Origin of the sequence: Pseudomonas sp. JR33AA, assembly GCF_021378985.1 — a bacterium.
GTDB lineage: Bacteria > Pseudomonadota > Gammaproteobacteria > Pseudomonadales > Pseudomonadaceae > Aquipseudomonas > Aquipseudomonas alloputida.
In genome coordinates this window covers 47,341-69,522 of the sequence record NZ_JAJSAW010000008.1, presented here as the reverse complement: position 1 = coordinate 69,522, position 22,182 = coordinate 47,341, and the positions used below count along the sequence as shown (strand labels likewise).

General features: G+C 62.5%; 17 protein-coding genes, 1 tRNA gene and 1 pseudogene. 2 read left to right on the top strand and 17 right to left on the bottom strand.

Annotation, left to right across the window (positions count from 1 at the left end; all coding sequences use genetic code 11):
• Positions 1-28: 28 nt before the first annotated feature.
• The 10 genes from LVS58_RS14870 to LVS58_RS14825 all read right to left on the bottom strand — a co-directional run bounded on the left by LVS58_RS14870 (position 29) and on the right by LVS58_RS14825 (position 10,866).
• Positions 29-1,852 (bottom strand): S9 family peptidase, encoded by a 1,824-nt coding sequence (locus LVS58_RS14870; protein WP_233691711.1) that lies wholly within the window; start codon positions 1,850-1,852, stop codon positions 29-31.
• A complete protein-coding gene (pqqE, locus tag LVS58_RS14865) occupies positions 1,818-2,978 on the bottom strand; it encodes a pyrroloquinoline quinone biosynthesis protein PqqE (protein ID WP_442796465.1) in 1,161 nt (386 codons plus the stop codon). The genes LVS58_RS14870 and pqqE overlap by 35 nt, the downstream gene beginning before the upstream one ends.
• A complete protein-coding gene (pqqD, locus tag LVS58_RS14860; protein ID WP_010951728.1) occupies positions 2,950-3,225 on the bottom strand; it encodes a pyrroloquinoline quinone biosynthesis peptide chaperone PqqD in 276 nt (91 codons plus the stop codon). Before pqqD ends, pqqE begins: the two co-directional genes overlap by 29 nt.
• Positions 3,222-3,977 (bottom strand): pyrroloquinoline-quinone synthase PqqC, encoded by a 756-nt coding sequence (pqqC, locus tag LVS58_RS14855; RefSeq protein ID WP_108078213.1) that lies wholly within the window; start codon positions 3,975-3,977, stop codon positions 3,222-3,224. The genes pqqD and pqqC overlap by 4 nt, the downstream gene beginning before the upstream one ends.
• 9 nt (positions 3,978-3,986) lie before the next feature.
• Positions 3,987-4,898 (bottom strand): pyrroloquinoline quinone biosynthesis protein PqqB, encoded by a 912-nt coding sequence (gene pqqB / locus LVS58_RS14850; RefSeq protein ID WP_233691710.1) that lies wholly within the window; start codon positions 4,896-4,898, stop codon positions 3,987-3,989.
• A gap of 78 nt (positions 4,899-4,976) precedes the next feature.
• A complete protein-coding gene (gene pqqA, locus LVS58_RS14845) occupies positions 4,977-5,048 on the bottom strand; it encodes a pyrroloquinoline quinone precursor peptide PqqA (RefSeq protein WP_003243383.1) in 72 nt (23 codons plus the stop codon).
• 159 nt (positions 5,049-5,207) lie between these two features.
• Positions 5,208-7,508, bottom strand: coding sequence for a pyrroloquinoline quinone biosynthesis protein PqqF (gene pqqF / locus LVS58_RS14840; protein WP_233691709.1), 2,301 nt, complete (start codon positions 7,506-7,508; stop codon positions 5,208-5,210).
• 139 nt (positions 7,509-7,647) lie between these two features.
• Positions 7,648-8,442, bottom strand: coding sequence for a carbon-nitrogen hydrolase family protein (locus LVS58_RS14835; RefSeq protein ID WP_233691708.1), 795 nt, complete (start codon positions 8,440-8,442; stop codon positions 7,648-7,650).
• 14 nt (positions 8,443-8,456) lie between these two features.
• Positions 8,457-10,139 carry a flavin monoamine oxidase family protein gene (locus LVS58_RS14830; RefSeq protein WP_233691707.1) on the bottom strand — a complete coding sequence of 561 codons (1,683 nt, stop codon included), beginning with the start codon at positions 10,137-10,139 and terminating at the stop codon, positions 8,457-8,459.
• Between the two features lie 265 nt (positions 10,140-10,404).
• On the bottom strand, positions 10,405-10,866 hold the full coding sequence (locus tag LVS58_RS14825; RefSeq protein WP_233691706.1) for an Lrp/AsnC family transcriptional regulator: 462 nt from the start codon (positions 10,864-10,866) through the stop codon (positions 10,405-10,407).
• 187 nt (positions 10,867-11,053) lie between these two features.
• Here LVS58_RS14825 and LVS58_RS14820 point away from each other — a divergent pair, with 187 nt between their 5' ends.
• Positions 11,054-11,611 carry a serine acetyltransferase gene (locus LVS58_RS14820; RefSeq protein ID WP_233691705.1) on the top strand — a complete coding sequence of 186 codons (558 nt, stop codon included), beginning with the start codon at positions 11,054-11,056 and terminating at the stop codon, positions 11,609-11,611.
• Between the two features lie 188 nt (positions 11,612-11,799).
• Here LVS58_RS14820 and LVS58_RS14815 read toward each other — a convergent pair.
• The 6 genes and pseudogenes from LVS58_RS14815 to rpsU all read right to left on the bottom strand — a co-directional run.
• Positions 11,800-11,910 (bottom strand): annotated as a pseudogene (locus LVS58_RS14815) (site-specific integrase); the annotation flags it as partial.
• Positions 11,911-11,966: 56 nt separating this feature from the next.
• Positions 11,967-12,043 (bottom strand) — tRNA-Ile (locus LVS58_RS14810).
• A gap of 16 nt (positions 12,044-12,059) precedes the next feature.
• The gene (locus LVS58_RS14805) at positions 12,060-15,803 is read right to left on the bottom strand and encodes a bifunctional diguanylate cyclase/phosphodiesterase (RefSeq protein ID WP_233691704.1); all 3,744 of its coding nucleotides are present in this window, start codon (positions 15,801-15,803) and stop codon (positions 12,060-12,062) included.
• Positions 15,804-15,930: 127 nt separating this feature from the next.
• Entirely contained in the window at positions 15,931-17,781 is a 1,851-nt protein-coding gene (gene rpoD, locus LVS58_RS14800; RefSeq protein ID WP_233691703.1) for an RNA polymerase sigma factor RpoD, read from the bottom strand.
• Positions 17,782-17,848: 67 nt separating this feature from the next.
• On the bottom strand, positions 17,849-19,831 hold the full coding sequence (gene dnaG, locus LVS58_RS14795) for a DNA primase (protein ID WP_233691702.1): 1,983 nt from the start codon (positions 19,829-19,831) through the stop codon (positions 17,849-17,851).
• A 304-nt stretch (positions 19,832-20,135) separates the two neighbouring features.
• On the bottom strand, positions 20,136-20,351 hold the full coding sequence (rpsU, locus tag LVS58_RS14790) for a 30S ribosomal protein S21 (protein ID WP_003255575.1): 216 nt from the start codon (positions 20,349-20,351) through the stop codon (positions 20,136-20,138).
• 205 nt (positions 20,352-20,556) lie between these two features.
• Here rpsU and tsaD point away from each other — a divergent pair, with 205 nt between their 5' ends.
• A complete protein-coding gene (tsaD, locus tag LVS58_RS14785) occupies positions 20,557-21,582 on the top strand; it encodes a tRNA (adenosine(37)-N6)-threonylcarbamoyltransferase complex transferase subunit TsaD (protein ID WP_021782705.1) in 1,026 nt (341 codons plus the stop codon).
• A 17-nt stretch (positions 21,583-21,599) separates the two neighbouring features.
• On the opposite strand, the gene plsY is transcribed toward tsaD, so the two are convergent.
• A complete protein-coding gene (plsY, locus tag LVS58_RS14780) occupies positions 21,600-22,169 on the bottom strand; it encodes a glycerol-3-phosphate 1-O-acyltransferase PlsY (protein WP_004576187.1) in 570 nt (189 codons plus the stop codon).
• Positions 22,170-22,182 lie beyond the last annotated feature (13 nt).

Genomic DNA, 22,182 nt, shown 5'->3' with positions numbered 1-22,182 from the left:
AGGTCGCTCCTGCTCGGGGCGCCTGGAACTATTGCGCCAATACCCGGCAATAGAATTTCCACTCTTCTTCCAAGGCATGCGCCAGGTTCTCCGCCTTGCGGAACCCATGCCGCTCCTGCGCATAAAAATGCCCTTCAGCGTCGATCCCGTTGGCCTGTAGCGCCGCCAACATGGCGCGTGTCTGATCCGGCACCACCACCGCATCCAGCTCACCCTGGAAGAAAATCACCGGCACCTTGATGCGCTCCGCATGCAGCAGCGGCGTGCGCTGGCGATAGCGTTCAGCGTCCCGCTGCGGGTCGCCGATCAGCCAGTCCAGATAGTCGCCCTCGAACTTGTGGGTAGCACGGCCCAGGGCTATCGGGTCGCTGACCCCGTACAGGCTGGCGCCGGCGCGAAACACGTCTTGGAACGCCAATGCGCACAAGGTGGTGTAACCCCCGGCGCTGCCGCCGCGGATGAACGCCTTGCGTTTGTCGACCACGCCCTGAGCTGCCAGGTATTCGACCACCGCGCAGGCATCGGCCACATCGCTCTCGCCCCAGCGCTGGTGCAGTGCCTGGCGGTAATCCCGACCATAGCCGGTGCTGCCCCGGTAGTTGAGGTCGGCCACGGCAAAGCCGCGCTGGGTCCAATACTGGATACGCGGGTCGAGCACGGGATAGCAGGCTGAGGTTGGCCCGCCGTGGATGAACACCACCAGCGGTGCGGCGCCTTGCGGCTGCGCTGGCGGGTAGAAGAAACCATGGGCCTGCTCGCCGTCACTGCTGTAGTGGATTGGTTGCGGCAGGCTGATTTGCTCTGCCGGCAGCATTTCGGCACCACCGGCCAGCACGCGTACTTCATGGTTGCTGCGGTCAATGGCAATGACTGCCGGTGGGCTGATGGGCGACGCGGCAATGGCATACAGGTGTTCGCTGTCCATGGCCAGGCTGCGAAAGCGTGTGTAGGCACTGGCGAAACGCTCCATACGGCCATCTTCACCGCGCAGCCCCAATTGCCCGAAGCCGTCTTCGAACCAGCTGGCCAGGTAGCTTTGCGGGCCCAGTGCCAACCAGGTACAGGCGCCCAATTGCCAAGGCGCAGCAGCATGGTCCGCCGGTGCGGCAGGCAACGCCTGCCATTGGCCATCGACCTCACCCCAGGGTTGCCAGAAGCCATTGCGGTCAGACAGGCAGTAGAGCCGACCTTCGGCATCGAAGCGTGGTTGTTGCAGCGATTCTTCTGCGGCGGCTACACATTGCGCCGGCCCCCAGTGGCCGCTGGCATCGCGCGCGCGATACATCAGCCGGGTGACGGTCCAGGGCTGCGCCGGGCGTTCCCATTCGATCCACGCCAGGCGCTGGCCATCGGCACTGACAGCAGGCGAGGCGTAGAAGCCGGCGCCCTCGGCGAGCACCTGGCGGCTGCTGTCACCCAGAGCGACCAGGCGGTGCTCTACCTGCTCGGCATGGCGCTCTTCGACGGCCAGCACCTGGCCGTCGTGCCACTGCACATCGCCGTAGCGGCAGCTGACATCCTGGGTCAGTGCACGTGGTACCAGATCGTCCAGCGGCTGGGTGTAGACCTGCTGGTCCTTTTCGTTGACGAACACCAGCCCGTCGCCACCCAGGCAGAAGCTGCTGCCGCCGTACTCATAGACCCGGCTGCGTACGCTGAAGCCGTCCGGGGTCAGGCAGCGGGCCTGGTAGTGCAGCCAGTGCCAGATACGGCACGCTCCATCGGCCGGGCGGAATTCGTTCCAGAACACCCCGTCGGCACTGACCTTGAGTTCGGCGAAGTCGGTGCCGGCGGCGACCGCCTGGGCCGCGCTGAACTCAGCCGCGGGCGATGACACGGGAGTTTCGATCATTGCGGAAGGTCATCTGTTCGATCGCGAGCTGGGCGGTTTCTGCCTCTTCGCGGGCCTTGAGGATGATGCCGTGCTCGGCCGACTTGGCGCACACCGGGTCTGCGTTGCTGGCATCGCCGGTCAGCATGAAGGCCTGGCAGCGACAGCCGCCGAAGTCCTTTTCTTTCTCGTCGCAGGAGCGGCAAGGTTCGCGCATCCATTCATAGCCACGGAAGCGGTTGAAACCGAACGATTCATACCAGATATGGTGCAAGTCGTGATCGCGTACATTCGGAAACTGCACGGGCAGCTGGCGGGCGCCGTGGCAGGGCAATGCGGTACCGTCCGGGGTAATGGTGAGGAACAGGTTGCCCCAGCCGTTCATGCAGGCCTTGGGACGCTCTTCGTAGTAGTCCGGGGTAACGAAGATAAGCTTGCACGGGTTGCCCTCGGCCTTGAGCTTGTCCCGGTATTCGTTGGTGATACGTTCGGCCCGCTCGAGCTGCGCGCGGGTTGGCAGCAGCCCGAGGCGGTTGAGGTGTGCCCAGCCATAGAACTGGCACGTGGCGAGCTCGACAAAGTCGGCCTCAAGGGCAATGCACAACTCGATGATGCGGTCGATCCTGTCGATGTTGTGCCGATGGGTGACGAAGTTGAGCACCATCGGGTAGCCGTGGGCTTTCACCGCGCGGGCCATTTCCAGCTTCTGTGCAAACGCCTTTTTCGAGCCGGCCAGCAGATTGTTCACCTGCTCGTCGCTGGCCTGGAAACTGATCTGGATATGGTCCAGGCCGGCCTTCTTGAAGTCGGCGATGCGCGCCTCGGTCAGGCCGATACCCGAGGTGATCAGGTTGGTGTAGTAACCCAGGCGACGGGCCTCTGCGATCAGTTGCGCAAGGTCCTGGCGTACCAGCGGTTCACCGCCGGAAAAGCCGATTTGTGCGGCCCCCATTTCCCGCGCTTCAGCCATCACCTTGAACCACTGTTCGGTGCTCAGTTCCTGGCCCTGGGCGGCGAAATCCAGCGGGTTGGAGCAGTAAGGGCACTGCAGCGGGCAGCGGTAGGTGAGCTCGGCCAGCAGCCACAGCGGCAGGCCGACCTCGGGTGTGGGCGGCAACTCAGGCGAGGACGATCCAGTGTTCGGCACGGGCCACCTCCATGAACTGCTCGATGTCGTCCGCCACTTCCGGGACACCGGGGAATTGCTGTTCGAGTTCGCTGATGATCGCTGCCACGTCACGCTGGCCGTCGATCAGGCCACCGATCAGGCTCGCGCTGTCGTTGAGCTTGATCATGCCTTCGGGGTACAGCAACACATGGCCCTTTTGCGCCGGCTCGTACTGGAACCGGTAGCCGGGGCGCCAGTTCGGTACCTGGTTACGGTCGAAACTCATAGGGTGATTCCCTTGTGCCACACCCGTTCCTGGGTGACGGAGTGATAGGGTGGGCGGTTCAGTTCGTAGGCCATGCTCATGGCATCGAGCATGCTCCAGAGGATATCCAGCTTGAACTGCAGGATCTCCAGCATACGCTCCTGGCCCGTGCGGGTGGTGTAGTGCTGCAGGGTAATGGCCAGGCCGTGTTCCACATCGCGTCGAGCCTGGCCCAGGCGGGTACGGAAATACTCGTAGCCGGCGGGGTCGATCCATGGGTAGTGCTGCGGCCAGCTGTCCAGGCGTGACTGGTGGATTTGCGGGGCGAACAGCTCGGTCAGCGAGCTGCTGGCGGCTTCCTGCCAGCTGGCGCGGCGGGCAAAGTTGACATAGGCGTCGACGGCAAAGCGCACGCCAGGCAATACCAGTTCTTGCGAGCGCAATTGGTCCGGGTCCAGCCCGACAGCCTGGCCCAGGCGCAGCCAGGCTTCGATGCCGCCATCCTCGCCGGGAGCACCATCGTGGTCGAGCAGGCGCTGGATCCACTCGCGGCGCACTTCGCGGTCCGGGCAGTTGGCCAGAATCGCGGCATCTTTCATCGGGATATTGACCTGATAATAGAAGCGGTTGGCCACCCAGCCCTGGATCTGCTCGCGGGTGGCGCGGCCTTGATACATCGCCACGTGGTACGGGTGATGGATGTGATAGTAGGCGCCCTTGGCGCGCAGAGCCTGCTCGAATTCGGCAGGGGACATTGGCAGTGCGTCGCTCATCGGGCCTCCTTACAACTCGATGCTCATGCCATCGAAGGCAACTTCCACGCCGCGGCGCAGGACTTCGGCGCGCTCGGGGGAGTTTTCATCCAGAATCGGGTTGGTGTTGTTGATGTGTATGAGCACTTTGCGCTGGCGAGGGAAGCCGTCCAGCACTTCGAGCATGCCGCCCGGGCCGTTCTGCGCCAGGTGGCCCATCTCGCGGCCGGTGCGGGTACCGACACCGCGGCGCTGCATTTCATCGTCTTCCCACAGGGTGCCATCGACCAGCAGGCAGTCGGCGCCGCGCATCATCGCCAGCAGATTGTCATCGACCTGGCCCAGGCCCGGGGCGTAGAACAGCTTGCCGCCGGTGCGGGTGTCCTCGACCAGCAGGCCAAGGTTGTCACCCGGGTGCGGGTCGAAGCGGTGTGGCGAATAAGGCGGCGCGGCGCTGCGCAGGGGGAACGGGGTGAACGTGAGGTTGGGGCAGGCGTCGATCACGAAGCTGCCTTGCAGCTCGATACGGTTCCACTGCAGGCCACCGTTCCAGTGGCTAAGCATGTTGAACAGCGGGAAACCGGTGGTCAGGTCCTGGTGGACCATGTCCGTGCACCACACCTGATGCGGGCAGCCTTCGCGCAGGCTGAGCAGGCCGGTGGTGTGGTCGATCTGGCTGTCCAGCAGGACGATGGCGTTGATACCGGTGTCGCGCAGTGCCCGGGCCGGCTGCATCGGCGCAAACGCCTGCAGTTGGGCGCGGATGTCGGGCGAGGCATTGCACAGTATCCAGTGCACACCGTCGTCGGACAGGGCGATGGATGACTGGGTGCGCGCCGTGGCTTGCAGGGTGCCATCACGGTAGCCCTTGCAGTTGACGCAGTTGCAGTTCCACTGCGGGAACCCGCCACCGGCGGCGGAGCCGAGAACCTGGATGTACATGGCCACTCTCTATGCAGAAACCGGATCGGAAAAACGAAAACGCCCCGGCAGGCCGAGGCGCGAAACCCTGAGCCTGGCTTAGCGGTTAGCGAAGTACATGGTGACTTCGAAGCCGATACGCAGGTCAGTGTATGCAGGTTTGGTCCACATGGAATTACTCCTTCCGAATGAGGGTTGGGTTGTTCAGCTACTACTTGGGTACCGCCATGGGTTGGCAGTTCCCTGAAACCGGGATTGCGCTATCTTACAAGAAAAATTTGAACCGGAAGGTTAATTATTCGAGAAGCGCCGTTGCAGTTCGCGTAATAATCATCGATTTTCACCCCGCCAGGAAATGTCTGGCGCGGCAGCGTTGGCCAAACATAGCCAAGCGGAACCTGGGGCGAGCAGGTGGCTCAGCAGGTGGTCCAGATCCGTCTGCCGCGTCATCAGGATAGACCTGCGCAGCCCATCCAGCCTATCGGCTTGTGTGCCCAAGTGTGTCTGCCACGCCCATTCGGCGACATCGGCATTGGCCATGGCGGGCTCCTCGAATTGCCCAGCCAGTGCCTGGCGAGCGGCCGGGTCAAGGGTGACGCCATGGCGCAGCAGGCTGAGCAGGTGGTCGAGTACCTGTACCTGACCGGTGTGGGGCGACTGCACGCCGAACAGCAGCCCACCGACCCCCTCGATCTGACGAAAGGCGCTGAACACCGCGTAGCCGAGTTGCAAGTCTACCCGCAGGCGCTGGTAAACCGGCCCTTGAAGCAATTGGGCTAACAGGCGGCCTGTGGCTTCTTTGGCCGCAGGCATCGGGCAGAACAGCAGCAGGGCATGTTCGCTGCCTGGCACTTGGGCATGCTGCCAGCGGTGGTTTGCCCATGATGGCAGGGGGCCGGGCCGCGAGCCTTGCCCAGGGCACTGCAGCAGCGCGGTGCCCAAGGCGTTTAGCGCGGTATCCTCGAAGCCTGCAGCCATGCCATGCCACTTAGTGTGCAGCCACAGGCTGTCGAGTTGCTGCTGGGTCAGCGTACAGGCAGGCACCACTGTGGGCTGGCTACCCCGTACCGCGTCTGGCAGTTGCGTGAGCAGGGCCCTGATCGGGATCTGGGCCGGGGACTGCGCGGTGCAGGGTAGCCAGCAACTGGCAGGTGGCTTGAGCATCAATGCCAAGGCTTGTTCCACTGCCCGCAGCACTGCTGCTGGCAGGCCGGCGCAGCGCAACTGCCAGTATTCGCCGGCGCTGCTGTACTGCAGTTGCACGCCGGCGCGCTCACAGCGTTCCTGCAGTGGCGCCAGGGCCTGTTCCAGCACACGCTGTAGCGGCTGGCGCAAAGGCGAAGGTACATGCCAGCGCAGGTACAGCGCAGCGTATTGGCGCGCGGGCGGGAGCTGGTCACTGATCTTCAGCGCTGCCGGCAGCGGCTGCGCCTTGGCATGGGGCAGGTCAACCCTCAGCAATGGGTCGACTGGCAAGCGCTGCCAATTGCCATGGTCGCTACCTGGCAGGCTTTCCAGCAGGGCGTCAAGCGCCTGCAGCCCTTGGGCATCCAGCTTGGCGAACGGCTGGCCTGTGTTGTCCCGGCGGGCCAGCTCGAGCGCGCTGGCACTGTGCGCACGGCTGTGCTGCAGCAAGCCGAATTGGTGGTTCAACTGTTCGCGGTCGGCCTGGCGGATGAACTTGAACCAGCCTTGCAGCAGGGCACTGGCTTCGTCCGGGCAAGCGTCGGCACTGAGCTTCAGGTCAAGGTGCCACAGTAGCTGACCGGCGAACGCATACAGCTTTTCGGCCGTGAAACGCTGTAGCCAGCCACGTTCGCGAAGCGCCCCCAGCCAGGTTCCTGGGCGGCTGTCCTCCAGGTAAGCGATCAGCAGTTCCAGGGCATGCTCGGCACCGCTGGGGAGGTTTTGGTGAGTGAAGGTCAAAGCGCTCGCGACTGCTGGCAGTGGCGGCGGAAGCATTTGCGGCACGCGCTCCCTTGCGACGAACATTTCGGCATGCTGCCGGGCAAGGCCCTCAAGTTCATGCAGCGGCTGTGGACCACAAAGGCTCAAGCAGATCTGGCCGCCTTGGTAGAAGCGCTGATGAAACCCCGCAAGCGCTTGCTGGAAGGCCGCATCGTGCAAGGCCAGGGTGTATCGATTGCCAGCATGAAAAGCGCCCAGTGGATGCTTGGCTGACACTGACTGCAGCAAGGCGAACTGCTGTTGGGCCGATGGATTGCGCGACCAGGCGATGAACTCGGCGTGGATCACTTCGCGTTCACGGCGTTGGCGTTCGATGCCGAGATCCGGTTCTGCCAGCATTTGGCACAGGCGCTCCAGACCACCGCCGAGCGTGTTGGGTGGCACCTCGAAGAAAAAGTCGGTGGCGCGTTCGCGGGTGCTGGCGTTGACCTGGCCGCCCAGGGCTTGCACGTAGCGCATCAGGCCGTCTTCCAGCGGGAAGCGCGGGGTACCGAGGAAGAACAGGTGTTCGAGGAAGTGCGCCAGACCGGGCCACTTGGCCGGCGCGTCGTGGCTGCCTGCGTGCACCCGCAGCGCGGCGGCCGAGCGCTTGAGGCGCGGGGCGTGGCGCAGGGTCAGTTGCAAGCCGTTGGCGAGGGTGAGTTGGCGGATGGCGTCAGGCATGGGGGCTCCGGTGGCTGCCTTCCATGCTAACCGATTTGCTTGCAGGCCCGGCCTTTTCGCGGGTATGGCGCCGGTATGAATGGCAGCGCAGACCCCGTGGGAGCGGGCGTGCCCGCGAATGGGCCGCACAGCGGCCCTGTCAGCCTTTACGCAGATGCAGCTCCTGGCGCAAATCGGTCAGGTAGGGAAACGCCAGGCGCCCCTGCACCACCCGCTCATGCTCTAGCTCTGCCAGCAACTGGCACTCATCCCGCCCGGCCATGGCCAGCAAGCTGCCATCCGGGCCGATGATGCTGCTCTGCCCGCAATACTCGATCTGGTCTTCCGCGCCGCAGTAGTTGGCATATACCAGGTAGCACTGGTTTTCCTGGGCGCGCGCTCTCACGGTCACCTGGCAGGTAAAGTCGTAGGGCGTCATGTTCGCCGTCGGCACCAGGATCAGCTCGGCGCCATCCAGCGTCAGGCGTCGGGCGTTCTCCGGGAACTCGATGTCGTAGCAGATCAGCAGGCCAACCTTCCAGCCTTCCAGTTCCACCACCGGGAAGTGGTCCGCACCCGGGCTGAACATCGAGCGGTCCAGTTCACCGAACAGGTGCGTCTTGCGGTAATTGCTCAGGCTGCGGCCATGCGCATCAATCAGCTGCACGCTGTTGTAGATTGCCCCGTCGTCGCCGCGCTCCGGGTAGCCATAGACAATGGCGATGCGGTGCGCCTGGGCGATCTCTACCACGGTCATGGCTGCCGGGCCATCGGCGGCCTCGGCCAGGCGCTCGACCTGGGCCAGGCCGATGTTGTAGCCGGTCAGGAACATCTCCGGGCACACCAGCAATTGTGCGCCGCGTTCGGCTGCCAGCTGCGCCTGGTGGCGCAGCCGTTGCAGGTTGCCGGGCACGTCCAGCGGCTTGGGTGCGCCCTGGAACAGAGCGATACGCATGGTGCCTCCTTGTCTCAATCTGCCAGGGCGATCGGGCCGATTTCGTTGAACACATCGCCCGGGCCCGGGTTCTCGGGGTGGGTGTGGCCACCAAAGTGGTTCATGATACCCCACACCGCATTCAGCGACGTCTGCACTGCGCCTTCAACCCAGGCGGGGGTCCATGACACGTCGTCACCGGCAATGAAGATACCGCGCTGCTCCGCCGGCATGTCCTGCTGCATGAAGTGCGCGTACATGCGCTGGTTGTAGCGGTAATGGCCCGGAAGCGCGCCTTTGAAGGCGCCCAGGAAGTACGGGTCGGCCTCCCAGGAAACCGTGATTGGGTCGCCGATGATGTGGCCGGCGATATCGGTCTTCGGGTAGATCTTCTTCAGCGCATCCAGGGCCAGTTGTACGCGCTTCTCCACCGGGTGCGGCAGCATCTTCAGTGCGTCGCTCATCCACGAGTACGACAGGCAGATCACCCCGGGCTTGTCGTTGCCGTTGTCGAACAGGTAAGTACCGCGGGTGAGGCGATCGGTGAGGGTCATGCTCAGCAGGTCACGGCCGGTTTCCGGGTCCTTGTCCTTCCAGAACGGACGGTCGACCATGACGAAGGTCTTCGACGACTGCATGTAGCGGGTACGGTCCAGGGCCATCCACATCTTTTGCGAGAACAGCGATTCCTCGCAGTCGATCTGGGTGGTCAGCAACCAGGTCTGGCAGGTGGCGAGTACTGCGCTGTAGTGGCGGGTATCGCCCCAGTTGTCGGTGACCGCCAGGCGGCCATCGGCGGCGCGGGCGATGCGCTTGACCCCGGTACGCGGTGCGCCGCCATGCAACGTGCTCAGGCTGGTGCCCTGCGGCCAATGCACGCAACGTTCCGGTACGTGGCGCCAGATGCCTTGTGGCACTTGTTCCACGCCCCCGACCACCAGGTGCTGGTGGTCGTCGCAGTTGGTCATCACCACGCGGAAGATTTCCAGCATCGAGTTGGGGAAGTCCGAGTCCCAACCGCCGGTGCCGAAACCGACCTGGCCGAACACTTCGCGGTGCTGGAAGCTCAGCTTGGCAAAAGAGCGCGAGGTGGCGACGAAGTCGTAAAAGGTGCGGTCGTCCCACAGTGGCACCAGCTTGTTCCAAAGTTCCTTCAGGCGCGGTACATCACGGTCGCGGATGGCCTGTTGGATATCGGCGAACTGCGCACCGCTCTCCAGCGCATCGGCCCAGGCATCGGCTACCTCGTGAAACAGTTGCGGCAGGTCGGTGGGCTTTTCGGCGTAGTAGGTCTGGCCTTCCAGATCAATCACCGTGCTGCCCGAAGCCGGGGTCAGCGGGTTGGGGAAGGGTTTGGTTTCCAGGCCCAGCTTGTCGACGTAGTGGTAGAAGGCGGTGGACGACACCGGGAAGCGCATGCCACCCAGCTCGGCAACGATCCCGTCAGTACCATTGAAAGCTTGCGATCGCAGCCTGCCGCCCAGCTTGGAAGCCTCGTACACCACCGGCTTGAGGCCCAGCTTCATCAACTCGTAGGCCGCTACCAGGCCGGCGATACCGGCACCGACAATGGCCACTTCTTCCCCATGGCGCTCAGCCGGAATGCTGCCCAGGCCTGCCGGGTGTTCCAGCCAGTCGTCGAAGGCAAAAGGGAAATCCGGGCCGAAAATGGTGATTGGCTTCTTGCCGTCGGCGGGGTGGCGGTTCTTCTTGTTCATGAAATGACCTTGCCAGAGAGGCTGCGCGAGGAGCGGAGCCTGAGTATAGGAGATGCCTGGCTGTCATTTTAGGGAGTGGGGTGTTCGTTATTAAGGTGCAGAGTGTTGTCTTAATGTAGTTTATTTCGTCGAAATGATTAGGTTTGTGTTCATTAAGACGAGACACGCGGTCGGGTTGATTCAACAGCCGCACTGGCCGTCTGTAGGAGCGGGTTTACCCGCGAATGCGTCGGTAGATTCTCTACCCCATTCGCGGGCTGCCCGCTCAAAGCGGCTGCCCACGGTCCACCTTGCTGCTGAGAATGATCGAGGTGGTGGTTTTCTCCACCCCGTCGAGACTCCCAATCTGGTCGAGCAACTGATCCAGCTGCTCGGGCGAGTCCGTGCGCAGCCAGGCCACATAGTCGAATTCGCCGCTCACCGCACACAGCTGCTGCACCTGGCCCATGGCACTCAGGCGACGCACCACGTCCTTGCCGGAGCGTGGCTGCACCTTGATCCCGACATACGCCTGCAGCCCGCCGCCTATCACGCGCTGGCCCAGGCGTACGCCATAGCCGGAGATAACCTTATTCTTCTCCAGCCGTTCCAGGCGCGAGTTGACGGTAGTGCGGGCGATGCCCAACTGGCGGGCGAGGGTGGCGACGCTTTCGCGGGCGTTGATCTGCAGCAGGGCGATCAGCTGGCGATCGATTTCATCCAGCGTGATGGAGCGGGAATCCGACATGGCGAGTCTCTACGGTTGGCCCGCTAGCCTAGCCACCCTGTGCCAATCAGGGCAAGGCCAGGTACAGTCGATCACCGTTGACGGCGCCGGCTTGGCACCTTTTGTGGGAACGGCCCCGCATGTCCGAAGGCTGCGTCTTCGGCACCAATTCGGCATGATGAAGCGCTAGTCCAACGGGAACCTCTGCGTGAATCTCGACCACCTGCTCGAATGCTGGCGACTGGAAGTCTCCAACAAGAAAAGGCCCGGACGCCCTATCAGCCTGCTGTTCAACGTGCTGCGCCGCGCACGCAAGGACAACAAACTGCGTTTCCTCTTCGCCTATCGCCTGGCCCAGTACCTCAACGCCTGCGGCGGCCTGGCCCGGCGTCACGCCCAGCGCATGCAACAGCGGCTCAACCTCAAGTATGGGGTGGACATCGACATCGGCGCCCAGATTGCCCCCGGCCTGCGCATCGCGCACCTGCCGGGGGTGGTGATTACCCGGTATGTCAGCATCGGGCGCAATTTCTTCATCCGGCAGAACTGCTCGATCGGCATCAAGACCCTGGGGCTGGATGAGTACACATTGCGCATTGGTGACAATGTGAGCATGGGCGCCAACAGTTGCATCGTTGCTGATTGCATCGACATTGGCGACGACGTGGTGATCGGCGCGATGTCGTTGGTTACGCGGGATATTCCGTCTGGCATGACCTTCTACAACCCACGGCAGGTCGAGATGCGTCCGGGAGGGGCTCTGTAGCCAGCTTCTTGGCGTCCGTTGTCACGGGGCAGGCCCAGGTTCATTCATAGGCTTGCTCATCTGTGAGCCGATTAGCGAGCATATTCGGCTCATTTTGTGAGCTGATAATGGCGGCTATTCGGCTCATTGTCTGATCCTCAAGCTAGGGTGTTTGGCTTGAAGTATCGATAGGGCACCTTTCCGCGATCATCGGCGTGCTGCGTGATCGGCTTTTTGGTGGGGCTGATTTCGCTGAGATACCGTTTCAGCGCTACTTCCAAGGTCATGCGCTCGGCGCCGCTGCGCTGGATGTACACGCCCTAATCATCTATTTCTTGCGGGCATGAAAAAGCCGCGCAGTGCGCGGCTTCTAAGCTGGTGGGCCCACACGGACTCGAACCGTGGACCAAAGGATTATGAGTCCTCTGCTCTAACCAACTGAGCTATAGGCCCTCAGTAAGTGGGCGGATTATAACGAGGGTTTCGCACCTGTGCCATCTGAAAGATCCGATAGTGCTATGCGAAGAAACGCAGCTGCAAATTCCTCCGGCGGTAGTGGGAGACTGACGATGTAGCCCTGGATCTGCTCGCAGCCCTCGGCCGCCAGAAAACGTTGCTGGGCCTGGTTCTCCACGCCTTCGGCAATGATGGTCAGCTGCATGCTGCGGCCCAGGGCAATGATCGCCCGGGCAATGGCGGCGTCGTGTGGATCGTCGGGCAGGCCGCGGATGAACGACTTGTCGATCTTGAGTATGTCCAGCGGCAGGCGCTTCAGGTAGCTCAGCGACGAATAGCCAGTGCCAAAGTCGTCGATGGCTAGCTGTACGCCGAGTTTCTTCAACTGGTACAGCACGGCCAGGGCTTCTTCTGCCTGGCTCATGATGAAGTTCTCGGTGATTTCCAGCTGCAGGTCACCGGCCCTCAACTGGTATTGCTTGAGCAGTTGTTCGATGCGCCGTGCCAGGTGTGGGTGGCGCAGCTGGGCGCCGGCAAGGTTGATCGACAGCGGGCCGAAGGGTTCGTAGTGCTGCTTCCAGGCCTGCATCTGCCGGCAGGCTTGCTCCAGTACCCAGTCGCCGAGCTGCAGGATGGTGCCATTCTCTTCCGCCAAGTGGATGAAATGTTCCGGCGGCACCTCACCAAAGGTCGGGTGGCTCCAGCGGATCAGCGCTTCGGCACCTACCAGGCTTTGGGTCTTCAGGCTGAGCTTGGGCTGGAAACACAGGCTCATTTCGTTGCGTTCGACGGCCCGGCGCAGCTCATGCTCCAGGGCGATGCGCTCGCTGGCCTGGGCGGTGAGGTCGCGGGTGTAGGCTTCGACGCGGTTGCGGCCTTTGGCCTTGGAGCGGTACATGGCGGCGTCGGCGTTGCGGATCAGTGTGGAGACGTCAGTGCCATCCTGTGGGTAAAGACTGATGCCGATGCTGGCGCTGGTGAAAAACTCGTGTTCGCCGGCCTGGAACGGTGCGTTGAAGCAGGCCAGTAGTTTGTTGGCGATAGTGCTGGCGTCACTGGGCTTGTGCAAGCCGGGCAGCAGAATGATGAATTCGTCGCCACCCAGGCGGGCTACGGTGTCAACGTCGCGTACCTGCTCTTTAAGGCGCTGGGCGATGCCCTTGAGCAGCAGGTCGCCGACCGGGTGGCCAAGGCTGTCGTTGATGTGCTTGAAGCGGTCGAGGTCCAGGAACAGCACTGCGCCTTGGCGGTTGGATACCTGCGCGCAGGTGAGTACGCCCTGCAGCCGGTTTTCGAACAAGGTGCGATTGGGCAGGCCGGTCAGCGGGTCGTGGTGGGCCTGGTAGTCGAGTTTGGCCTGGGCGTGCTTGATGCTGGAGATGTCTGCAAAAACCGCCACGAAGTGAGTGATCTCGCGGTCGCTGTTGCGCACGGCGCTGATGGTCAGCCAGCTTGGGTAAAGTTCGCCGTTCTTGCGCTTGTTGTAGATTTCGCCCTGCCAGTGGCCCTCGTCGGTCAGCTGGTGCCACATGGCCAGATAGAAAGCACTGTCGTGCTGGCCAGAGGCAAGCAGGCGCGGGGTCTGGCCGAGGGCCTCGATCTCGCTGTAGCCGGTGATTTCGCTGAAGGCGCGGTTGACGGCACTGATGCGCTGGTCAATGTCGGTTATCAGCACGCCTTCGGCAGTGTTCTCGAACACAGTGGCGGCCAGCTGCAGTTTTTCTTGCATCAGGTGACGCTCGGTGATGTCACGGGCGATGGTCAGCATGCAGTCGATGCCGGCAATCGGCAGGGGCCGGGCGGACAGCTCGCACAGTCGGATCTGCCCGTCGCTGCGGCGGATATGGCAGGTGAAGTCGCGCACGAAGCCGTCACGGTTGAGCTGGTCGACCAGGCGCTTGCGCTCGTTGAGGTCGACCCAGATACCCAGGTCCAGCGAGGTCTGGTCGATGGTTGGGTTGAGGTCGTAGCCGGTGAGGCGGCAGAAGCCTTCGTTCACCTCCAGCAGCAAACCGTCGCTCTGGCGCGATAGCAGCAGCCCGTCGGGCGAAGCGTGGAAGGCCTTTGCGAACTTTTCTTCTGAAGTTTGCAGCTGCTGCTGGGTCTCCTTGAGCTGGCTGATGTCGCGTACCGCCACTACCAGCGCGGGTGTGCCGTCCAGTTCGAAGGTTTCAGCCGAAGTCAGGCCGGTGAACAATTGGCCGTTGCTGCGGCGGAAGCTCATTTCCAGGTTTCGGATACCCCCTTGGTGCAACCTTTGAAGCAGGTGTGGACCACTGCCCTCTACGCCCCACAGGTCAAGCTCGGTGGCAGTGCGGCCAATGACCTGGTCTGGGGGTAGTCCGATCTGCTCTTCGAAAGCCTCGTTCACCTCCAGCAGGCAGCCATCGCTGTGGCGTGCGATCAGCAAGATATCGGGGCACTGCTGGAATACCGAGGCGAACTTCTGTTCGGACAGGCGCAGTGCGTCCTCCGTGCGCTTGGTTTCGCTGATGTCGATCATCAGTCCGCGCATCACTGGCTGGTGGCCGTGCTCGATCATGCTGACGATGTTGCGTACCCAGAGGGGCTGGCCGTCAGCCCGGATGACCCGGTAGTCCAGGCTGTGGTCGCGCCCCGCTGCGGTCTCGCTGTCGCAGTAGGCCTGGGCCCAGAGCGCGTCCTCCGGGTGCAGGATGCTGCGCCAGAAACCGGGCCTGAGCCAGTCACTCAACGGGTAGCCGAGCAGATCTTCGGCATGGGGTGAAACGTAACTGTAGGTGAAGTCGTTGGCATCGGCTTCCCAGGCGATGGCTGACAGGCTCTCGACCAGGCCGCGGTAGTGGTACTCGCTGCTGCGCAGTTCTTGCTCAAGGGCGATGCGCCGGGAAATTTCCGAGCTGAGCCGGCGGTTGATGCGAATGACCACTGCCAGCACCGCCATCAGCAACAGCACCGTTGGCAGGCCGTACACCAGCAGGTCGGACCAGAACATCCGCTGGTCGACCACATTGCCCACCCAGTGCTGCTGGATCTGGCTGATTTCGCTGCTGCTCATATCGGCCATCACTTTGTCGAGAATGCCGACCAGCACGCTCTTGTCGCGGGGAACGGCCATCGCCAGCTGGTAGCGGTAGGGCGTTTCGCCGCTGACGTAAAGGCCGTCGAGCTTGAGTTGGCGCAGGCTCCAGATACTGGAAGCGAGGTCGCCGACGACGGCATCCACTTGGTCGGTGGCCAAGGCTTGCAGCGTGGAGCTGACGTTTGGCAGGGCGACCAGGTTGAGGTCCGGGTGGTGGGTACGCAGCAACTCATGCGGGGCGTAGTTTTCGACCACGGCAATTTTCAGGCCGTACAGGTCAGCCAGCTTACGTGGTTGTGCGCCGCCTTTGTGCGCGAGAATGACAATGGGGAAGTCGAGGTACGGGCGAGTGAAAGCCAGGAAGCCCTGGCGTTCGGGGGTGGACATGATGCCGGGCAGCAGGTCGATACGGCTTTCCCGCGCCTGCGCCAACACCTCGGTCCAGCTGCTGGGCTCGACCGGTTTGAACGTCACGCCCAGGCGCTGCTGGATCATGGCGATGTAGTCGGCGGCCAATCCCTGGTACCGGCCCTCCTGGTCGCGAAACTCGAACGGTGGCCAAGAGGCGTCCACACCCAGCTTTAACTGCGGGTGGGCAGCCAGCCAGGCGTTCTCCTCATCTGTCAGGGTCAGGGCGCCGGCCGTTGTGTTCCACAAAATCAGGATCAGCAACAGAATGGCCGGCTTCAAGGACATGGCGGCCTCGCATTCAGGTGGTCTGAAGTCGAGTGTAGACGGGCATTGCTGCAGGTGTGCAACGGAAGGCGGGCTTTATGTTGCGGGCCACTAAAGAAAAACCCCGGCCTGGGCCGGGGTTTTGTCATCACTCGTCGAGGAAGGAGCGCAGGTGCTCGCTGCGAGTCGGGTGGCGCAGCTTGCGCAACGCCTTCGCTTCGATCTGACGGATCCGCTCACGCGTTACGTCAAACTGCTTGCCCACCTCTTCGAGGGTGTGGTCGGTGTTCATGTCGATACCGAAACGCATGCGCAGCACCTTGGCTTCACGTGCAGTCAGGCCCGAGAGCACGTCACGGGTGGCTTCCTTGAGGCTTTCGACCGTGGCTACGTCGATCGGGGACTGCATGGTCGAGTCCTCGATGAAGTCGCCCAGGTGCGAGTCTTCGTCGTCACCGATCGGGGTTTCCATGGAGATCGGCTCTTTGGCGATCTTCAGTACCTTGCGGATTTTGTCCTCAGGCATTTCCATGCGCTCGCCCAGCTCTTCCGGAGTCGGTTCGCGACCCATTTCCTGCAGCATCTGGCGGGAAATACGGTTGAGCTTGTTGATCGTCTCGATCATGTGCACCGGAATACGGATGGTGCGTGCCTGGTCGGCGATCGAACGGGTGATCGCCTGACGGATCCACCAGGTGGCATAGGTCGAGAACTTGTAGCCGCGACGGTATTCGAACTTGTCCACCGCTTTCATCAGACCGATGTTGCCTTCCTGGATCAGGTCGAGGAATTGCAGGCCACGGTTGGTGTACTTCTTGGCGATGGAAATCACCAGACGCAGGTTCGCCTCGACCATTTCTTTCTTGGCGCGGCGGGCCTTGGCTTCACCGATCGACATGCGACGGTTGATTTCCTTGATCTCGGCAACGGTCAGGCCGGTTTCGGTCTCAAGGTCGATCAGCTTCTGCTGGCAAGCGACGATGGCAGCGTTCTTTTCACCCAGGGCGGCAGCCCACTTGGTGTTGCGCTTGGCCAGGTCACCGCTCCAGGTCTGGTCGGTTTCGTTGCTTGGGAACATGCGCAGGAAGTCGGCTCGCGGCATGCGGGCGTCACGCACGCACAGCTGCATGATGGCGCGTTCTTGCTGGCGCAGACGGCTCAGGGCGTCACGTACCCGCTCTACCAGTACCTCGAACTGCTTCGGTACCAGTTTGATCGGCATGAACAGGTCGGCCAGGGCCTGCAGGGCCTCGATGCTTTCCTTGTGGCTACGACCATTTTTCTTCAGGACCTTGGAGGTGGCCTGAAGCTGATCGGATACCGCACCGAAGCGCTGGGCCGCGACTACCGGGTCCGGGCCGCTCTCGGCCTCTTCCTCGTCGTCACTGCTTTCGGCTTCTTCTTCGTCGTCGTCGGACTCTTCCTTCGCAGCAGCGGCCTTGGCACCTGGAATCGGCACTTCTTCGGTCGGCGCGGCGATATTGTCGTCAGGGTCGATGTAACCGCTGAGAACGTCCGACAGGCGGCCACCCTCAGTGGTGACGCGGTCATATTCGCCGAGAATATAGTCGACAGTGCCCGGGAAGTGGGCGATGGCGCCCATGACTTCACGAATGCCTTCCTCGATACGCTTGGCGATTTCGATCTCGCCTTCGCGGGTCAGCAGCTCGACAGTACCCATTTCGCGCATGTACATGCGCACCGGGTCGGTCGTGCGGCCGATATCGGTTTCAACTGCCGCCAATGCAGCAGCGGCTTCTTCGGCCGCGGCTTCATCGGTGTCGGCTTCCGCCAACAGAAGGGCATCCGCATCCGGAGCACTCTCGAATACGTTGATCCCCATGTCGTTGATCATGCGGATGATGTCTTCCACCTGTTCCGGATCTGAAATATCCTCAGGCAGGTGGTCGTTGACCTCCGCGTAAGTCAGGTAGCCCTGCTCACGACCGCGGGTGATCAACTCTTTGATACGAGACTGCTGTTGCGCTTTTCCGGACATAACACCCTATCCACTGAAGGTCTTGGCGGGCAAAAAACAAGCCGAGGATTATACCCGAGCATGGGCCTCACGCGCCAGATGAGGTCGGCGTTTGTGCGGGAACATTTCGGCTCAGCAGGGCGAGGAGCTGGGTTTTTTCCTCACTGGTCAATTCGCTTTGACGTGATTTCCTGAGCAGTTGTTCCAGGCTGCGCTCGCGTTGGCGGGCGGACAAGCTAGTTATAGTGTCGAAAAACTGTTGTTCAAGGTTGTCGGCCACGATAAGCCATTCCTTTTCCGCCAGGGCCCGTAGCAGGCGGCCCTGTTCGGTGCCATGCCAACGTGCGATCAACTGCATTGAGCTTAGCCCAGGATTTTTCTGCGCGGCTTCGATCAACGCTACCAGCAGCTGGCTGTACAGGTGTTCTTCGTCGGCGAAGTGGCTGGCATCTTCCACCTTGCCGGCCAGTAGTGGGTGATGCAGCAGGGTGCGCAAGGCGGCCAGGGTGGGCGGCTCGACCGGTGCTGGCACGCGGGGAGGTGCTTCGTCGCGTTGCTGCCAGGGCTTGCCGCCCTTGCGGCTCTTGTCCCAGGGTTTGTCGCTCCACGGCTTCTTGCTGCCACCCTTGTTGGGTTTCCATGCCTGCTCCTGATGAACGGGGGCATAGTCGTGCTGCGGCATGTCGCCGTAGTCGGGGGTGTAGCTGGCCATGGCGTCGTAGTCGTAGCCAGGGTCGTAGTCCGGCATGCTGCTGGTCGCCGGAGCGTGTTGCGCCAACTGCTCGACCTGCTGCGGGTCGAGGCCGGTGATTTCCTTCAGGCGGTTGCGCATCAGCTGACGCAGGTTGGCGCCGGGGATCTTTTCGATCAACGGTGCGGCCAAGGTCGCCATATGCGCCTTGCCTTCCAGCGAGCGCGGGTCGGCTTCGACGCCCAATTGCTCGAAGAAATAGTCGGCCAGCGGTTGGGCGTGCTGGTTGATGCGGGCCATGAAGGCGTCGGTACCTTCGGCGCGCACCAGGCTGTCCGGGTCTTCACCTTCGGGCAGGAACAGGAAGCGTGCGCGACGGCCGTCCTGCAGGTTCGACAATGTCGATTCCAGTGCGCGCCAGGCGGCCTTGCGCCCGGCCTGGTCGCCGTCAAAACAGAACAGCACGCTGGGCACCACGCGGAACAGGCGCTTGAGGTGCTCTTCGCTGGTGGCGGTGCCAAGGGTGGCCACGGCATTGCGCAGGCCTTGCTGGGCCAGGGCAATGACGTCCATGTAGCCCTCGACGACGATGATCTCGTCGAGGTTGCGGTTGTGCTTGCGCGCCTCGTACAGCCCGTACAGCTCCTGCCCCTTGTGGAACACCGGGGTTTCCGGGGAGTTCAGGTACTTGGGCTTGTCGTCGCCGAGCACCCGGCCACCGAAGGCGATGATGCGCCCGCGGCTGTCACGTATCGGGAACATCACCCGGTCGCGGAAGCGGTCGTAGCGCTTGCCGCTCTCGGCGTTCTCGATCAGCAGGCCGGCATCGATCATCACCTTCTGCTGCAGGGTGTCGGCACCCAGGTGCTTGAGCAGGTTGTCCCAGCCGGGTGGGGCAAAGCCCAGGCCGAAGTCGCGGGCAATTTCCCCGGACAGGCCGCGGCCCTTGAGGTAGTCCACCGCTGCCTTGCGGGACGGGTGGCTACGCAGGGCCTGGCGGTAAAACTCCGAGGCAGCGTCCAGTAACGGGTACAGTGGCGAGTCAGTGGGCTGGCGCGGCTTCTGGTCGCGGCGGCCTTGCTCGCGGGGGACTTCCATGCCGGCGGCACGGGCCAGTTCCTCGACGGCCTGGGGGAAGTCCAGGTTGTCGTGGTCCATGACAAAGCCCAAGGCGTTGCCACCGGCGCCACAGCCGAAGCAGTAGTAGAACTGCTTGTCGGGGCTGACCGTGAAGGACGGGGTTTTTTCTTTGTGGAACGGGCAGCAGGCGGAGTAGTTCTTGCCGGTTTTTTTCAGCTGGACGCGCGAACTCACCACGTCGACGATGTCGAGGCGGTTGATCAGGTCGTCAATGAAACTCTGGGGAATCAGCCCGGCCATGGCAGTCTCGTCATCTGGCAACTGGCAAGTCTAATCGCTCACGCGCCGAATGGGGCGAGTGCTGCTTGGGGAAGTGCGAGGGAATGTGTGCTCGTCGCCAGCCCCTAGGGGCCCGTCAGTCGGACGTGCACGTCTGGTCATACAGCAAGGAAGACCAGCTCTGACGTTTCAGGCAGGTTGCCCATGATGCAGTTCGCATGAAGCTTGTGCAGGGCCTTGAGCTAGCTGCTCAAGTTTGAAACGACCACTGCCATCGCCCGGGGGTTAGCCGGGCAGGGCAGAAGCTTTGCGTTGAACGCCTGTATTAGTACAGACGAACGGCGCGGCGCTGTTCGCGCTGAACTTTCTTGGCGTGACGCTTAACAGCTGCAGCTGCTTTGCGCTTACGCTCTGCGGTCGGCTTCTCGTAAAACTCGCGGCTACGAACTTCAGCCAGTACACCGGCTTTTTCGCAGGAGCGCTTGAAACGACGCAGAGCTACGTCGAAGGGTTCGTTCTCTTTAACTTTGACGGCTGGCATCCAGGGCTACCTTAATTCATTACCGGGGTAGACGTGCTCCTGGCAAAACAAAGGTGTGCTGGAGAACGTCGGTTTTCAAGGGTTGCGGATGTTAACCCTTAGCAAGCCGGAATGCAAAGCCTCTGATCGAAAACCGCTGGTCGGCACCCGACACGGGGACTATCATGCGCGGCTTCGAATTCAGCCCCCCACAAGGGACGAGCCCATGCTAGTACTGGGATTGGAAACATCCTGCGACGAAACCGGCGTCGCATTATACGACAGTGAACGCGGTTTGTTGGCCGACGCACTGTTCAGCCAGATCGACCTGCACCGCGTCTTCGGCGGCGTGGTGCCCGAGCTTGCCTCGCGTGATCACGTCAAGCGTATGCTCCCGCTCATCCGCCAGGTGCTGGACGAGGCAGGCTGCGTTGCCACCGAAATCGACGCCATCGCCTACACCGCGGGCCCCGGCCTGGTGGGCGCCTTGCTGGTGGGCGCTTCCTGTGCCCAGGCGCTGGCCTTTGCCTGGGACATCCCGGCGATCGGTGTGCACCACATGGAGGGTCACCTGCTGGCGCCCATGCTGGAAGAAAACCCGCCAGAGTTTCCGTTCGTCGCTTTGTTGGTTTCCGGTGGTCATACCCAGCTGGTTCGGGTCGATGGCATCGGTCAGTACGAACTGTTGGGCGAGAGCCTGGACGATGCTGCCGGTGAAGCGTTCGACAAGACCGCCAAGCTGATCGGCCTCAATTATCCGGGTGGTCCGGAAATTGCGCGTCTGGCCGAACAAGGTGTGGCCGGGCGCTTCGTGTTCCCGCGGCCAATGACCGATCGACCAGGCCTGGAATTCAGCTTCAGTGGCCTCAAGACCTTCGCCCTGAACACCTGGCAGCAATGCAAGAATGCTGGCGACGACAGTGAGCAAACCCGTTGCGACCTGTCCCTGGCATTCCAGCAGGCGGTGGTGGAGACTTTGACCATCAAGTGCAAGCGGGCGCTCAAGCAGACCGGCCTCAAGCGGCTGGTCATCGCCGGTGGCGTGAGTGCCAACAAGGCCCTGCGCGCGTCCCTGGAGGACATGCTCGGTAGCATCAAGGGCAACGTGTACTACGCACGCCCGCAATTCTGTACCGACAATGGTGCGATGATCGCCTACGCCGGTTGCCAGCGCCTGCTGGCCGGGCAGCAGCAAGACCTGGCGATCAGCGTGCAGGCACGCTGGCCAATGGAACAGTTGCCGCCGCTGTAAGGTAGCGCGACGAAGGTTCAGAAATGCCGTTCGCGCCCTGCAAACAGGTCGCGCAGGTTGTTGCGGTGGCGCCACACGATCATCACTGTCAGCACGCTGATCGGCAGCAGGGCTTCGGGCTCGCGCCAGGCCAGCAATGGCAGGGTGAGGGGCGTGGCGATCAGTGCGGCCAGTGAGCTGGTACGCGTGAGGTAGAAGGTCAGCAGCCAGGCGCCGATGGCCAGTAGCGCGGCCGGGAAATACAGGCCCATGAGCATGCCGGCAGCTGTCGCCACGCCCTTGCCGCCCTTGAAACGGAAGTACAGGGGGAACAGGTGGCCCAGCACCGCGCAGATGCCCACCCAGGCCTGCGCGTGCAGGTCCAGCCCGGCAACCCGGGCGAGCAATACCGGCAAAAGGCCCTTGCACAGGTCGCCAAGCAGGGTCAGGATCGCCAGTTTACGGCCTGCCAGGCGTAGCATGTTGGTGGCGCCGGCATTGCCTGAGCCGCTGGAACGCGGGTCCGGGCTGCCCGAGAGGCGGCTGAGAACAATGGCGAAGGACAGCGAGCCGAGCAGGTAGGCGAGCAACGCCAGTAACCAAAACATGCTAACTATTCCG